Source organism: Deltaproteobacteria bacterium (assembly GCA_020848745.1).
Taxonomy (GTDB): domain Bacteria; phylum Desulfobacterota; class Binatia; order UTPRO1; family UTPRO1; genus UTPRO1.
In genome coordinates this window covers 181,696-196,557 of sequence record JADLHM010000110.1, presented here as the reverse complement: position 1 = coordinate 196,557, position 14,862 = coordinate 181,696, and the positions used below count along the sequence as shown (strand labels likewise).

15 protein-coding genes are annotated in these 14,862 nt (G+C 72.2%); 13 read left to right on the top strand and 2 right to left on the bottom strand.

The window, feature by feature from the left end; translation table 11 throughout:
- Nucleotides 1-123 precede the first annotated feature (123 nt).
- The 8 genes from IT293_17045 (at nucleotide 124) to IT293_17010 (ending at nucleotide 7,853) form a co-directional block, all read left to right on the top strand.
- Nucleotides 124-1,131, top strand: coding sequence for a fatty acid desaturase family protein (locus IT293_17045; protein MCC6766369.1), 1,008 nt, complete (start codon nucleotides 124-126; stop codon nucleotides 1,129-1,131).
- 58 nt (nucleotides 1,132-1,189) lie between these two features.
- Nucleotides 1,190-1,663, top strand: coding sequence for a DUF4345 domain-containing protein (locus tag IT293_17040; GenBank protein MCC6766368.1), 474 nt, complete (start codon nucleotides 1,190-1,192; stop codon nucleotides 1,661-1,663).
- Between the two features lie 15 nt (nucleotides 1,664-1,678).
- Complete coding sequence (locus IT293_17035) at nucleotides 1,679-1,870, top strand: hypothetical protein (GenBank protein MCC6766367.1); 192 nt, start codon at nucleotides 1,679-1,681, stop codon at nucleotides 1,868-1,870.
- Between the two features lie 46 nt (nucleotides 1,871-1,916).
- Nucleotides 1,917-2,456, top strand: coding sequence for a hypothetical protein (locus IT293_17030; protein ID MCC6766366.1), 540 nt, complete (start codon nucleotides 1,917-1,919; stop codon nucleotides 2,454-2,456).
- The gene (locus tag IT293_17025; protein MCC6766365.1) at nucleotides 2,453-2,986 is read left to right on the top strand and encodes a hypothetical protein; all 534 of its coding nucleotides are present in this window, start codon (nucleotides 2,453-2,455) and stop codon (nucleotides 2,984-2,986) included. Before IT293_17030 ends, IT293_17025 begins: the two co-directional genes overlap by 4 nt.
- 137 nt (nucleotides 2,987-3,123) lie before the next feature.
- The gene (locus IT293_17020; protein MCC6766364.1) at nucleotides 3,124-4,656 is read left to right on the top strand and encodes a right-handed parallel beta-helix repeat-containing protein; all 1,533 of its coding nucleotides are present in this window, start codon (nucleotides 3,124-3,126) and stop codon (nucleotides 4,654-4,656) included.
- Between the two features lie 104 nt (nucleotides 4,657-4,760).
- Nucleotides 4,761-6,674: a cobalamin-dependent protein gene (locus IT293_17015; protein MCC6766363.1), complete on the top strand. Its 1,914-nt coding sequence runs from the start codon at nucleotides 4,761-4,763 to the stop codon at nucleotides 6,672-6,674.
- 15 nt (nucleotides 6,675-6,689) lie between these two features.
- Entirely contained in the window at nucleotides 6,690-7,853 is a 1,164-nt protein-coding gene (locus IT293_17010; protein ID MCC6766362.1) for a chromate transporter, read from the top strand.
- Nucleotides 7,854-7,908: 55 nt separating this feature from the next.
- Here IT293_17010 and IT293_17005 read toward each other — a convergent pair whose 3' ends face one another.
- Nucleotides 7,909-8,868, bottom strand: coding sequence for a lytic transglycosylase domain-containing protein (locus tag IT293_17005; GenBank protein MCC6766361.1), 960 nt, complete (start codon nucleotides 8,866-8,868; stop codon nucleotides 7,909-7,911).
- A gap of 160 nt (nucleotides 8,869-9,028) precedes the next feature.
- Nucleotides 9,029-9,835: an aldo/keto reductase gene (locus tag IT293_17000; protein ID MCC6766360.1), complete on the bottom strand. Its 807-nt coding sequence runs from the start codon at nucleotides 9,833-9,835 to the stop codon at nucleotides 9,029-9,031.
- Nucleotides 9,836-9,962: 127 nt separating this feature from the next.
- Between IT293_17000 and IT293_16995 the strand changes: the two genes are divergently transcribed.
- From IT293_16995 to IT293_16975, 5 genes are all read left to right on the top strand, one after another.
- Nucleotides 9,963-12,173, top strand: a complete 2,211-nt coding sequence (locus tag IT293_16995) for a right-handed parallel beta-helix repeat-containing protein (GenBank protein ID MCC6766359.1) — start codon at nucleotides 9,963-9,965, stop codon at nucleotides 12,171-12,173.
- On the top strand, nucleotides 12,170-12,751 hold the full coding sequence (locus IT293_16990; GenBank protein ID MCC6766358.1) for a peroxiredoxin: 582 nt from the start codon (nucleotides 12,170-12,172) through the stop codon (nucleotides 12,749-12,751). The genes IT293_16995 and IT293_16990 overlap by 4 nt, the downstream gene beginning before the upstream one ends.
- A gap of 91 nt (nucleotides 12,752-12,842) precedes the next feature.
- Complete coding sequence (locus IT293_16985; GenBank protein MCC6766357.1) at nucleotides 12,843-13,061, top strand: type II toxin-antitoxin system Phd/YefM family antitoxin; 219 nt, start codon at nucleotides 12,843-12,845, stop codon at nucleotides 13,059-13,061.
- Nucleotides 13,048-13,407 carry a type II toxin-antitoxin system VapC family toxin gene (locus IT293_16980; protein ID MCC6766356.1) on the top strand — a complete coding sequence of 120 codons (360 nt, stop codon included), beginning with the start codon at nucleotides 13,048-13,050 and terminating at the stop codon, nucleotides 13,405-13,407. The genes IT293_16985 and IT293_16980 overlap by 14 nt, the downstream gene beginning before the upstream one ends.
- A gap of 8 nt (nucleotides 13,408-13,415) precedes the next feature.
- Complete coding sequence (locus tag IT293_16975) at nucleotides 13,416-14,837, top strand: 3-oxoacid CoA-transferase subunit A (protein MCC6766355.1); 1,422 nt, start codon at nucleotides 13,416-13,418, stop codon at nucleotides 14,835-14,837.
- Nucleotides 14,838-14,862 lie beyond the last annotated feature (25 nt).

Here is a 14,862-nt window from a genome sequence, read left to right as displayed (position 1 = left end):
CGCGATCATCCTCCAGGCGCTCGGCAAGCGCTGAGCGCCGCGCGCCCGGAACGCCTCCGCGCGGTCGCCTGACCGGCGCGCGGCTTCCGCTCGCTCGGCACCTGGTCTAGAGTCGCCGCCGGCATGATCAGCCGCACGGCAGAGCCGGCCTTCCCGGCGCGCGACCCGATGCTCGACGCCGACACATCGATGGCGCCGACGGCTCCCGCGCCCCTCCGGCTCGCCCCCGAGGTGCTGAAGCCGCTCCAGAAGCTCTCGACCGTCCGCGCGCTCCGGGCGCTCCTCGGAACGTGGGGGCTCGTCGCCGTCAGCATCGCGGCGGCGCTCTGGTCGGGGCACTGGGCGGTCTGGATCGCCGCGGCGATCGTGGTCGGACGCTGCCAGCACGCGCTCGCGGTGCTGATGCACGACGCGGCCCACTACCGCCTCTTCGACCACCGCGGCCTGAACGACTTCGCCGGCCAGTGGCTCTGCGCGAAGCCGATCGCGAGCCACCTCTACCTCTACCGCATGGTCCATCTCCGCCATCACAAGCACCTCCACACCGCCGAGGACCCGGACCTGGCGCTCTCGGCGCCCTTCCCGTGCGGCCGCCGGAGCTTCCTCCGGAAGCTGCTCCGCGACGCGACCGGCGTCTCGGCGCTCGCCATGCGCGGCTACGTGACCGTCGACAAGATCTCGGGCCGCATGCGCTTCACGCCGGGCCACGGGAACCTCCTGAAGTACTGGAGCGCCCGGACGGTGGCGACGCGCGCCGCGGCGGTGCTGCTGATCGGCGGGCTCGTGTGGGCGGGCTACGGGCCCGCGTTCCTGGCGCTCTGGGTGCTACCGCTGCTGGTCGTCTACCAGGTGATCCTGCGCGCGCGCGGCGTCCTGGAGCACGCGGCGGTGCCCGACAAGGCGGACCCGCTCAAGAACGCGCGCACCGTCGTCTCGCCGAACCCGCTCGCGCAGTTCTTCTTGAACCCGCACCACGTCGGCTACCACCTGGAGCACCACCTCTACCCCGGCGTGCCCCACTACCACCTGCCGCGTCTGCACGCGGCGCTCGCGGCGACCGGCCGCTTCGGCGGCGCGCTCGTCGAGCGGCGCTACACCGACTCGTTCGCCGCCATCGCGGGGCCTGCCTGAGCCGGGACATCGGCTGACGGGGCCCCGCACCGCCCAAACGAAGGAAGGAGCCGTTCTGATGAACCCTCGCGTCACCACCATCGTCATCGGTGTGCTCACCACGGTCATGGGCGCGTTCGCGCTCCTCTACCCCGAGACGGTGATGAACCAGGTCACCGGCTTCGCCGTCGCCCAGAACTTCACCGCGAACTTCGTCCTCGGCGAGATGCGCGCGACGTACGGCGGCATCTTCACGGTGCTCGGCATCTACACCATCCTCGGCGCGATGGACCCGGCGACGAACCGCGGCCGGCTCCTCATGATCGGGCTCCTCTGGGTCGGCGCCTGCCTCGGCCGCCTCTACGGCGTCCTGATCGACGGCAGCCCCGGCTGGTGGGGCTGGCTCTTGGCGACGTTCGAGGCGGTCGTCGGCGGCATGCTGGTCGCGGTGTCGCAGATGACGCCGGAGGCGCCCGCCGCGATCACGCGCTCGAGCTACACGCCCCCGCCTCCGCCCCCCACGACCCCGACCGCAACGGCGCCCGTCGTCTAGGAGCGTGCGCGCGCCGTGCCCGTCGAGGTCCTCGGCATCGATCACGTCTACGTGACCGTCCGCGATCTCGCGGCGGCGGAGGCGTTCTACGATCGCGCGCTCGTCGGCGTGCTCGGCTACCGCAAGGCGAGCGCGCCGATCGGCGGGGCGCCGGACCACTCCCGGCTGCGACGACACCCGACGACACGGCGCCCGCCGCGTGCTTGACCTTCCGCCGGTCGGCGCAATAAGGCGCCGGGCAAAGGAGACCACCGTGCGCTTCGTCCGCTCGTCCCGCATCATCGTATTCGCCACGCTCGGCGTGCTCGCCGGCTCGCCCGCCCCCGCGCGGGCGGCCTTCCTCGCCTACGACCTGAACGGCACGTGGGCGGGCAAGATCACCTGCAAGGCATTCGTCGCCGGCGTACAGGAGAAGGTCGTGCTCACGCCGACCATGCGGATCTCCCAGTTCGGGCAGAGCATGGGCGTCGAGCTGGACTTCGGCCTCGGCAGCCGCCTGTACGCGGGCCTCGCCAACCCCGACGCGAAGAAGCCCGAGCGGAAAGGCGAGACCGCGCTCATCCGCTGCGGCACCGACAACCAGCTCGGGATCACCACCCCCGACGAGATCGGGCGCATGAGCGCGTCCGCCAAGCCCGGCAAGGTGAAGGCCTCGCTCAAGGGCCTCTCCTTCTACTCGGACGGCGGCACCCACGGCACCTGCAAATGGTCCTGGAAGCGCATCGACACGAACGACGCCGGGCTCCCGACCGAATGCCCCGGCGAAATGATGGAGACCGGAGGTCCCCGATGACGCCGTTTCACCGCCTCGTCCTCGTCACCGGCGCGCTCGCCGTGGCCATCGGGCTCGCCGCGGGGCGCGCGCACGCCGGCGGCATCCCTCCGCTGGATCTGAGCGGCACCTGGACCGGCGTGGTCAAGTGCAAGTCGCTCGCCGGAGGCGTGAAGCGCAAGGTCACCCTGACGCCGATCATGCGCGTCGTGCAGAACGGGAGCGCGCTCGGGATCGTCCTCGACTACGGCACCGGCACCAACGCCTACATCGGAACCTTCGTCCCCGACGCCAAGAAGCCCGACGCGAAGGGCGAGCTCGCGATCCTCTACTGCAAGACCAACGACCGCGTGGGCGACGATCCGGACTTCGACGAGCTCGGACGCATGAGCGTCAAGGCGAAACCCGGCGAGCTCAAGGGGACCTTCAAGGGCGCCTCGATCTTCTCGGATCCCGGCACCTTCACGGACACCGAGGCGGGCACCTGCAAGTGGTCCTACAAGCGCACGGCCCTCGACATGCCGAGCGTTCCGTCGACCTGCGCGCCATGACATCTCGCGTGGCGCGTGGGCGGCGCGTTCGCGTCGTCGCCACGCGCCGCGACGGACGTTCCACCGCGCTCCGGCGCTGAGGTCGCGGCCGCGCACGGGCGGCCGGCTGGCATCTGCGTTGCTCCTCGCCTCCCCGGATGGAGCGGCTCGTTGCCAGACTCGCGCGGTCGTGTGCCGCGCTCGCGCTCGCGTACGCCGTGAGCGCCGTACCGCCCGCCGGCGCCGCCGCCGACGGCAGCGCCCCGGACCACGTCGTCGATGTCTTCACGCCCGGCGCCGACGACGCGGAGCGGGCGCTCCGCGGGAGCTACAGCGGCTTCGGCGGCGCGGCGACGGGCGGCGAAGGCCGGGCGCGCTTCACGGTCACGTCGCTCGCCGACAGCGGCCTCGGAAGCCTCAGGAGCGCGCTCGAGGCGGCCGGTCGGCTCGGCGGCGGCCGGATCGACTTCGCCGTCGGCGGCGACATCGTGCTCCTCGCCGAGCTCAGCGTGCCGGGCGACTCGACGATCGACGGCCTCACCGCGCCCGCCCCCGGCATCACGCTCTGGGGCGACCGGCTCGGCCCCGGCGGCGGCGTCCTCGAGATCCATCAGGGCAACGTCGTCGTGCGCGGGCTCCGCATCCGGAACGCCGTGAACGACGGGATCCAGATCGCGGCGAAGCGCGGAGCGGCGTTCGGACGCATCGTGGTCGACCACTGCTCGGTCACCAACAGCGGCGACGGCGGCATCGACGTGACCGGCGGCGACGGCGCGCTCGTGACCGACGTGACGCTCTCGTGGAACTACCTGGCGGCGAACGGCGGCCCGTGCGCCAAGACGTGGTGCGGCGGCGGCGCGCTCGTGAAGTACGGGGTCACCCGGCTCGCGGCGCACGGCAACGTCTGGGACAAGAACCTGCGGCGGAATCCGTCGATCGACGGCGCGGCGGTCGACGGCGGCGCGCTCGCCGACGTGCGCGGCAACGTGGTGCGCGGCTACGTCGAGAACGGCACGCAGTTGCGCGGCGGCGCGCGCGGCAACGTCGTCGGCAACTTCTTCGGGGGCGCGCGGCCGCTCCTCACGGCCGGCGCGAGCGTCTTCGTCGCCGCGAACGAAGGCGCGGACGCCGCGAGCGCGGCGGCGCCCTTCGACGTCGCGAGCCCGCTCGGCGTCGTGACGGCCGATGCCGTCCTCTCGGCGGCGGGCGCACCGCCCTTCGACGCGATCGACACCGCGTATCGCGACGCGCTCGCCACCTACGAGGATGCGAAGAACGCGCGCGTCGTGCCGTCGCCGGAGCGCGCCGCCCTCGGCCTCGACGACGGTGCGGCGTCCGCCGGGAACGCGCCCCTCGACGCCGCGACGCTCGCGCGGGCGCGCCGGCTGCTGCGGTCGGCGCGGGCGGCCCGGACGCGCGGCGACGCCGCCCGCGCTGGGGCGGACTACGGCGCGGCCGCGGCGCTCCTCGGCGAACCCCGCGGTCTCTACGCGCGCGCCGGCCATCGGGTCGCCGCCGAGGCCGCGCTCGGCGCCTCGGCCGTCGCGGCGGACGCGCGCGCGGCCGAGGCGCACGCGCGGGCCGCACTCGCGCACGCGCGGCGCGCCGGCGATGCCCGCATCGAGCGCCGGGCGGCGCGCCGCCTCGCCGCCGTCGCGGCGATCCTCACGCGGACGGCGCGCAGCAACTGACGGCCCTGGCGCGCCCGCGTACGCGGCGCGCCGCAGGACGCGTCGTCCGTCGCTTGCGCGGGTCGGGGGCCCGCGCCAGAATCCCGCCCCGCGGAGGTTTCCTCATGAGCAAGCCGGAGATGCGCACCCCCTGGATCATTCGCACCTACGCCGGCTTCGGCGACGCCGAGCAGTCGAACCGCCGCTATCGCGAGAACCTCGCCCAGGGGCAGCGCGGCCTCTCGGTCGCCTTCGACCTCCCGACCCAGAACGGCTACGACGCCGACCACCCGATGTCCGAGGGCGAGATCGGCGGCACCGGCGTGTCGATCTCCCACGTCGGCGACATGGAAACGCTCTTCCGCGAGATCGACCTCGGCGCCATCAACACCTCGATGACGATCAACGCGACGGCCGTCTGGCTGTACGCGCTCTACGTCGCGGTCGCCGACAAGCACGGCGTGCCGCGAGCGCAGCTCCGCGGCACCACCCAGAACGATCTCCTGAAGGAGTTCGTGGCGCGCGGCACCTCGGTGTTCGACCCGACGGTCTCGCTCCGCCTCTCGACCGACCTCATCAAGTTCGCGGCCGCCGAGTCGCCGCTCTGGAACCCGATGAACAGCTGCGGGTACCACTACATGGAGTCGGGAGCGTCGCCCGCCGAGGAGGTCGGTTACGCGCTCGGCAACGCGATCCTGATCCTCGAGGCGATCCGGCCGGCGCTCTCGAAAGAAGCCTTCGCCGGCGTGGTCGACCGCATCAGCTTCTTCATCAACTCCGGCATCGAGCTCGTGCCCGAGATCGCCAAGGTGCGCGCCTACAGCCAGCTCTGGACCGAGATCTGCCGGGAACGCTACGGGGTCGCGGCCAAGTGGCGGGCCGGCTGCCAGGTGCGCTCGCTCACGCTCACCGAGCAGCAGCCCGAGGTGAACATCATCCGCATCGCCTACCAGTCGCTGCCGGTCGTGCTGTCGGCCTCGGCGCGGGTCGGCGCGCTCCAGCTCCCCGGCTTTCGCGAGGCGCTCGGCCTCCCCGACCCGAGCGAGCAGATCCTGGCGCTCCGCACGCAGCAGGTGCTGATGTACGAGACCGGCGTCGCCGACTACCCCGACATCTTCGAGGGCTCGAAGGTGATCGAGAAGGCGACCGGGGAGATCAAGGACGAGGCCCGCACGGTCATCGCCGAGATGGAGAAGATCGGCTACGCCGGCTGCATTCCGTGGATCGCGCTGCGGCTCACGTCGTCGCTCGTGAAGTGGCGGCAGCAGATCGAGAGCAAGGAGAAGCTCGTCGTCGGCGTGAACGCGTTCCCCGGCGAGGTCGGCGCGCTCCGCGGCGGCGCCCGCACGCGCGCCGAAGACGCCGTGACGCCCGAGACGATCGCGCAGCGCGTCGCCGACGTGAAGCGGTGGAAGGAGACGCGCGACGCCGGCGCCGTCGCGCGCGCGCTCGCGGAGCTCGAGAAGGCGGCGATCGCCGGCGAGAACCTGGTGCCGCCGTCGATCCAGCTCGCCAGGGCGGGCGGTACGACCGGCGAGTGGACGCAGGCGCTCGAAGAGGCGCTCGGCCAGCGCTACCAGGCACCGCTCGGCTCGGAGATCAAGGACGCGCCGCCGCTCCGCATCCCGCGCGCGCCGAAGCGCATGCGCGTGCTGCTCGCCAAGTCGGGGCTCGACGGCCACGTGAACGCCGTGAAGCTCCTGGCCTTCGCGTGCCGCGAGGCCGGCATGGAGGTCGTCTACACGGGCTTGAAGCAGACGCCCGCCATGATCGTCGCGACGGCGATCCAGGAGGACGTCGACCTCATCGGCATCTCGAGCCTCTCGGGCTCGCACCTCTGGATCGCCCGCGAGGTGCAGCGCGGCCTCCGCGAGTCCGGCGGCGGCGACATCCCGATCGTGATCGGCGGCATCATCCCGGAGACCGATCAACCGTTGCTCCGCGAGCTCGGCTGCCGGCACGTCTTCACGCCGAAGAACGGCGACGTCGGCGCGATCGTGCAGGCGATGATCGACACCGTCCTCGAGCGCGCGGCGTAGCCGCTCGTCGCATACGTGACGCCCGCCGCCTCGGAGCGCTCGGCCGCGCTCGCGCCGTACGCGCTCCGCGACCTCGCCGCCTATTTCCTGCGCCTCGGCACGACCGGCTTCGGCGGGCCGATCGCGCTCGTCGGCTACATGCAGCGCGATCTCGTCGAAACGCGCCGCTGGATCGCGCTCGCCGACTACAAGGAGGGACTCGCCCTCGCCCAGCTGGCGCCGGGTCCCCTCGCCGCGCAGCTCGCGATCTATCTCGGCTGGCTCGGCCACGGCGTGCGAGGCGCCACGCTGGTCGCCTTCGCGTTCGTCCTCCCCTCCTTCCTCATGGTGCTCGCGCTCTCGGCGGCCTACGTCGCGTACGGAGGCCTCGCGTGGATGCAGGGCGCCTTCTACGGCATCGGCGCGGCCGTCATCGCGATCATCGGCCGCAGCGCCTACAAGCTCGCGAAGAGCACGCTGGCCGGCGATCGCCTGCTGTGGGCGATCTTCGCGGTGAGCGCCGGGGTGACGGCATGGACCGAATCCGAGCTGCTCTGGCTCTTCGTGCTCTGCGGGGTGGCCGCGCTCGTGGCGAAGAGCGCGCTGCCGAAGACGCCGCACGCCGCGCTGGTCGTGGCGCCGTGGCTCTTCACGGGTCTGCACGGCGTGGCCGACGCGTCGACGCTCTGGCGCATCGCCTACTGCTTCACCGAGGCGGGCGCCTTCGTGTTCGGCAGCGGGCTCGCGATCGTGCCCTTCCTGCACGGCACCGTCGTGCACGAGCTCTCGTGGCTGACCGAGCGCCAGTTCCTCGACGCGGTGGCGGTCGCGATGATCACCCCGGGGCCGGTCGTGATCACGGTCGCCTTCATCGGATATCTGGTCGCGGGGCCGCTCGGCGCGACCGTGGCCGCCATCGGGGTCTTCCTCCCCTGCTACGTCATGGTCGTGATCCCCGCGCGCTACTTCCGGCGCTCGGTGCACGACCCACGCGTGCGCGCCTTCGTGGAGGGGGTGACGGCCGCCGCCGCGGGCGCCATCGCGGGGGCGGCGTTCGTCCTCGGACGGCGCGCGGTCTACGACCTCCCGACGGCGGCGATCGCGCTCGTCGCCCTCGCCCTCCTGGTGCGCGTGAAGGGCGTCTCCGAGCCGGCGCTGATCGTAGGTGCCGGCGCGGTCGGCGTCGCGCTCGGCAGCTGACCCGCGTGTCGCACCAGGCCCGCGGCGCCATCCCGCCGTCGGACGCGCAACGTCCTCAACGCCGGCGCTTCGCCGCGCGCGCCGGCGCGGCGCCGCGCCGGAGCTCGCCCGCGATGCCCTCGTAGAACTCCTTCAACACGCCGACGTGCGCGAGCGCGATCTGGCGCGCGCCGTTCTCCTCGTCGAGCCAGCGCGGATCGTTCGGACCGTAGTTGTGCAGCGAGTAGAGCCCGACGAATATCGCGGTCAGGCGGTCCCATTCGCTCAGCGTGTCCCACGACGGCGTCTGCTCGACGATCGTCCCCAGGTGCGTGTCGTAGAGATGGGTCAGGAACGCAAGACCCGTTGCGGCGTTCTCGCGCGGGTCGCGGCACGCGTCGGGATCGTCGGCGACGTCGGCGCGCGCGTAGTCGCGCCACGTCCCGCGCAGGAACTGATAGAGCCCGCAGGCCTTCGTCCTCGGATGCTCGGCGGTCGGGTTGAAGCCGGACTCGACGTAGCCGACGGCGAAGGCGACGAGGCCGACCGGCTTCGCGGGCTGGCGCTCCGCGAGGACGCGCAGGATCTCGCGGATCGCGCGGTGTTGGTCCTCGCGCGTGACCTCCCCCCACCGCGGCGAGGCGCCGGCGACCGGCGCCTCCTCGGGCCAGTACGCGACGAGGCCGTCCTCGAGCTCGCGCGGGCCGCAGCCGTCGCCGGCATCCTGCCAGCACATCGCGTTCGCGTCGTCGCTCCGGCACGTGCTCGCGGCCGTTCCCGCGAAGCAGCACTGCGGCCGATAGTCGGGGACCGGCTCGAGCACCGCGATCGGCGGCACCTTCTCCGCGAGCCGCCGCACGAAGTCCTCCCGGACGACGCGCGGGAAGACGGCAGGCGGGCGCGGCGGCGGCGTCCGCCGCACGACGGTCGCCGCGGAGCGCGAACGCCCCTTGCCCTGGATCGACGCCTCGACGTCGCCGGCAGCGGCGGCGAGCGCGAGCGAGAGGACGGCAGTGACGACCGGGAGGCAGCGCATCGAAGGCATCGCCCGCCCGGAGAGTCACGGCAGCGCCGGGGAAGCGCATCGGCGGGAGCCACCGGGTTAGTCCAGGGTGCGCGCGCGAGTCAACGCGGCCGGCTGCGCGAAGGCGCAACTCCGCGTCCCGTCGCGACGACGCGGCGCGCCGCGGACGGGGTCACGCGGTCCGGAGCGCGACCGGCCCCTCCGGAGCGGGAAACGCGCGCGCCAGTTGCTCGCGATCGGCCGCGCTGAGCGCGAGATCGAGCGCGGCGCGATTCTCGCGCACGTGCGCGGGCCGCGACGCCTTCGGGATCGTGACGACGCCGCGCTGATCGAGCACCCACGCGAGCGCGACGGCCGCGGGTGCGGCGCCGTGCGCGTCGGCGATCGCCCGCACCACGCGATGCTTCAGGACCCCGCCGCCGAACGGCGTGTACGCCATCACCGGAATGCGATGTCGCCGGCACCACGGCAGGAGCCCCCAGTCGGCCTCGCGGCGCGCCAGGTTGTACAGGACCTGATTCGCGCCCGCGCGCGTGCCTCCGGCGGCCCGGAGCTCGTCCATGTCGTCGACGTCGAAGTTGCTGACGCCCCACCGCACGATCTTTCCGGCCCGCACGAGGGCTTCGAGCTGCTCGACGACCTCCGCGAGCGGCGTGCCGCCACGCCAGTGCAGGAGGTAGAGGTCGAGCCGGTCGGTACGCAGGCGCTTCAAGCTGCGCTCGCACGCCGCCGCCGTCCCGCGGCGCGTGGCGTTCTGCGGATAGATCTTGCTCACGAGGTAGACGTCGTCGCGCCGGCCGGCGATCGCCTCGCCGACCACCTCCTCCGCGCCGCCCTCGCCGTACATCTCCGCGGTGTCGATGAGGCCGAGGCCGAGGTCGAGTCCGAGGCGCAGCGCCGCGACCTCGTGCGCGCGCTGGAACGCGTCCTCGCCCATGCGCCACGTTCCGAGCCCGAGGCGCGGGATCGTCGTCGGCATGCGGCCATTGTGCTGCGGGAATCGGCGTTGCGCCAGGGTCCGGGCCGGCGCCATACCCTCTGGCGGCGCGCTCGCCCTCCTCGTTGCCGGTAGCGTCGCGTCGAGCCGCCGGCCTATGATGGTCCTCATGCGTGCCGGCCTCCTCCCGCTCGTCCTCGCGCTGGTCTGCCCCCACGTCGCCGGCGCCGCGATCTACACCGTCGCGCCCTCGGGCGGAGACTTCACCGTCATCCAGGACGCGCTCGACGCCGCGCAGGCGGGCGACACCGTCGTCGTGCACGAGAAGCCGACGCCCTACTTCGAGCGCCTCGTCTTCCCGCGGAGCGGCAACGCCGTCGACGGCTTCATCACGCTCACCGCCGCCCCGGACGAGACCCCCATCCTCGACGGGACCGGCGTCGCGGGCGACCAGAGCATGGTCCTCCTCGACTCGCGGTCGTACCTGAAGGTCGTCGGCTTCGAGATCCGGAACAATCCGGGCGTCACCGACGGCTCGGGCGTCCGCATCCTCGGCTCCGGTTCGCACCTCGAGATCCGTGACAACCGCATCCACGACATGCGGGGCCAGAACGCCATGGGCATCACCGTCTACGCGACCGAGCCGACGCCGATCTCGGACCTCGTGATCGACGGCAACGAGATCTGGGACTGCGAGCCCGCGACCAGCGAGGCCCTCACGCTGAACGGCAACGTCGACGGCTTCGTCGTGAGCGACAACTTCGTCCACGACGTCGACAACATCGGCATCGACTGCATCGGCGGCGAGACCGACATCCAGCCCGACCCGGCGAAGGTCTGCCGGAACGGCGTCATCCGCGGCAATCGGGTGGCGCGGGCGCGCTCGAGCTACGGCGGCGGCTTCGCGGCCGGCATCTACGTCGACGGCGGGCGCGACGTCGTGATCGAGAACAACCTCGTGACCGAGTGCGACGTCGGCATGGAGATCGGCGCCGAGAACGGCGGCACCGTGACCTCGGGCATCGTCGTTCGCAACAACGTCATCCACGGCAACGACAAGGCGGGCCTCGGCTTCGGCGGCTACGCCGCATACACGGGCCGCGTCGCCGACTGCCGCTTCACCGGCAACACGCTCTACAAGAACGACACGCTCGGCGCGGGCTTCGGCGAGCTCTGGATCCAGTACGCCGAGGACAACGTCGTGCGGAGCAACGTCGTCTACGCGACCGGCCAGAACAAGCTCGTGGTCTCCGAGTACGGCAACGTGAACACGGTCCTCGACGACAACGTCTGGTGGACCGACGCGGGTCCGGCCGCCGCACGCTTCTCGTGGAACGCGACCGAGTACGTCGGCTTCGCCGCGTACCGGGCGGGAACCGGTCAGGACGCGGGCTCGCTCTTCGCGGACCCGCTCCTCGCGGCGCCCGCGAGCGGCGACTTCCACCTCGGCGCGGGATCTCCGGCGATCGACGCCGGCGATCCGTCGTACGTGCCCGCCGTCGGCGAGACCGATCTCGACGGCGCCGCGCGCAAGAACGGACCCCGCGTCGACTGCGGCGCCGACGAGGCGACGACCTGCGGCAACGGCTCGACGGAGCCGCCCGAGCTCTGCGACGACGCGAATCTCGTCGACGGCGACGGCTGCGACTCGAATTGCACGCCGACCGGCTGCGGCAACGGCATCACGACGGCCGGCGAGCAATGCGACGACGGCGGCACGAGCGGCGGCGATTGCTGCGACGCGGCCTGCCAGCTCGAGGCGAACGGCTTGCCCTGTGACGACGCGAACCCCTGCACGACCGGCGACGCCTGCACGACCGGTGCCTGCGGCGGCGCCACCGAACCGGCGTCCGACTGCACGAGCGCGCTCGGCGGGCAGCTCCAGATCAAGGACCGCACGCTCGCCGGGGCGCCCGACGCCGGCAATCAGCTCGCCTGGCAGTGGAAGAAGGGGGACGCGACGACGGCCGCGGAGGTCGGGAACCCGCTCGCCAGCACGGCCCGCTACGACCTCTGCGTGTACGCGCAGACGAGCGGCGTCTCGTCGCTCGCGGCGCACCTGCGCGTCCCGGGCGGCGGCACGTGCCGCGGCAAGGCATGCTGGAAGACGAGCGGCGGCGGCGGCACGTTCAAGTACGCCGACAAGGATGCCACGCCCGACGGCGTGACCCAGATGACGGTCCGATCCGGCGTCGCCGGCAAGCCGCAGATCCAGCTGAAGGCGCGCGGCATCCATCTCGCCGTTCCCGCCTTGCCCCTGGCGCAGGATCCGGCGGTGGTCGTGCAGCTGCACGCGTCGACGGGCGCGTGCTGGACCCAGGGCTACGGCGCCCCGGCGGCTCGCAGCGACACCGGGCAGTTCAAGGACAAGGCGAATTGAGCCCAACCGTCGCCCACGACCTCGACGAGATGGACCGCGCACGGGAGCGCGGCCATGAGAGCCTCGTGCCCGCGCTCCTCGCCGCCGTCGTCGCGCTCGCCGTCACGCTCGGCATTCCCGCCTCGCCCCTCGCGAGCCCGCTCCTCGAGCCGGGGGATCCGTTCCCGGTGTGGTCGCTCCGCGACCACACCGGCGCCGTCGTCACGTCGCAGTCGCTCGCCGGGAAAACCTACTTGCTGTGGTTCTACCCGAAGGCGCAGACCCCCGGGTGCACCACCGAAGGCCGCGGGCTCCGTGACCGCTTCGAGGATTTCCGGGCGCGCGGCATCGAGATCCTCGGCGTCTCGTTCGACGACCCCGAGGCGAACGCCGCGTTCGTGAAGGCGGAGGGCTTCCCGTTCCGGCTGCTGTCCGACACGGACAAGACGCTCGCGACGCAGGTCGGCGCGGTCTGGGTGAGCCTGCAGCCGGTCCCGAGCCGCATCTCGTACCTCGTCGGCCCGGACGGCAAGGTCCGCAAGGTCTTCGGGGACGTGACGCCCGCGACCCACGCCGGCGACGTCCTCTCCGGGCTCTGAGCCGCGACCCGACCTTCGCCCCCCATCGAGGCCGCCGCCGGCCACCGCACGCCATCTGGACATCTCAGATGACCAGCTATAGAACGTGACCATGCGCCACATCGCGGCCGCCAAGTTCAAGGAGCAGTGCCTCGCCTTGCTGGAAGAGGTCGGTCCGGAGGGAATCGTGATCACCAAGCGAGGGAAGCCGGTGGCGAAGCTCGTTCCACTCACCGCCGATTCCGCCAGCTTGATCGGGGCATTGCGGGGGAAGCTCAAGATCAAAGGTGACATCATGTCGACCGGTATCCGCTGGCATGCTGAATCTTGACACCCACGTCCTGCTGCATGCCGTTGCCGGCCGGCTTTCGACGGCGGAGACGCGTCTGCTGCGAAACGATCAGTGGAGTGTCTCCGCGATCGTGTTCTGGGAGATCGCCAAGCTCGCTCAGCTCGGACGCATCGAGGTCGACCTCGATGACGCGGATGTCGTGCGGGCCCTCGCCCGCGTGCACGTGTGGCCGCTCACCCGCGAGATCGCCCGGACGAGCACGCGGCTCGACGTGCGCAGCGATCCGGCCGATGAGATCATCGGGGCCACCAGCATCGTCCACCGGGTCCCGCTCGTCACCCGCGATCGCGTGCTCAAGCGATCGCGCCTCATCCCCAAGCCGTAGAGGTAGGCATGCCCACGACACGGATCTGCGAAAGCGCCCACGCGGCGGTGGCGGACATCACGGACGGCGCGACGCTCCTGGTGCACAGCTTCGGCCCGCCGCAGGCCTGGCCGACCGACTGCCTGCTGGCGCTCGCCGAGCGCGGCGTGCGGGACTTGACGGTCGTCTGCAACACGCCGGCCGGGGGACCGACGTCGCTCAACGTGCTGGCCGACAAGAAGCAGATCCGCCGGCTGGTGTGCAGCTACCTCGCCTCGCCCGCCATCCCCACGGCGATCGCGGAGCAGGTGCGCGGGGGGGAGATCGAGCTCGAGATGGTGCCGCAGGGCACCCTGATCGAGCGCATTCGCGCTGGCGGGGCGGGTCTGGCGGGCTTCTACACGCCGACCGGCGTCGGCACCGTCGCAGCGCACGGCAAAGAGGAGCGCGAAATCGACGGGCGCCGCTACCTCTTCGAGCGCGCCATCCGCGGCGACTTCGCGCTCTTGCAGGCGCATCGAGCGGACGGCGCGGGCAACCTCACCTATCGCCGCGGCATGCGGAACTTCGCGCCGGCGATGGCCACCGCGGCCGCGACCACCATCGCCGAAGTGAAGGAGATCGTGGGCGTCGGCGGGCTCGATCCGGAAGCGGTGGTGACGCCGGGAGTCTTCGTCGACCGCATCGTGAAGACGACGCTTCAGCTCGACATCGGCGTGCTCCGCCAGATCCTGATGGGCGCGGGACGCACGGTCGCGACCGAGGGCCGCGCGCTCCGCGACGGCGAAGCCACCGGCCTCCCGCCCGAGCTCATGGCGTTGAAGGCCGCCACGCTGCTGCGCGACGGTGAGTACGTGAACCTGGGGATCGGCCTCCCGACGATGGTGTCGAACTTCATCGCCGGCCGCGACGTGACCCTGCACTCCGAGAACGGCATCCTCGGCTACGGACCGTTCCCCGCCGAGGGCGAGGAAGACCTCGACCTCTACAACGCGAGCGGCCAGTTCATCACGCAGCTCCCGGGCGCCGCGTACTTCGATTCCAACGTGTCGTTCGCCATGGCGCGCACCGGCCGCGTCACCACCGTCGTGCTCGGCGCCTTCGAGGTGGCGCAGAACGGCGACCTCGCCAACTGGACGACCGGCGAGGGCAGCAGCGGCGGCATCGGCGGGGCGATGGATCTCGCCGCGGGCGGCGCCCGCGTCATCGCCATCTGCTACCACTGCGAGCGCGGGGGACGCTCCAAGCTCGTCGAGCGGCTCGCGTATCCCGCGACGGCGCTCGGGTGCGTGCAGGCCATCGTCACCGACCTCGCCTACATCGACGTCGACGCCGACGGCTTCCTGCTGCGCGAGATCGCGCCGGGCATCAGCGTCGACGACGTGAAGCGCGCCACCGCCGCGCCGCTGCGCGTGGCGAGCGACGTTCGGGAGATGGATTTCGCCTCGTGAGAGGACCGCGGCATCGATCCGCGGT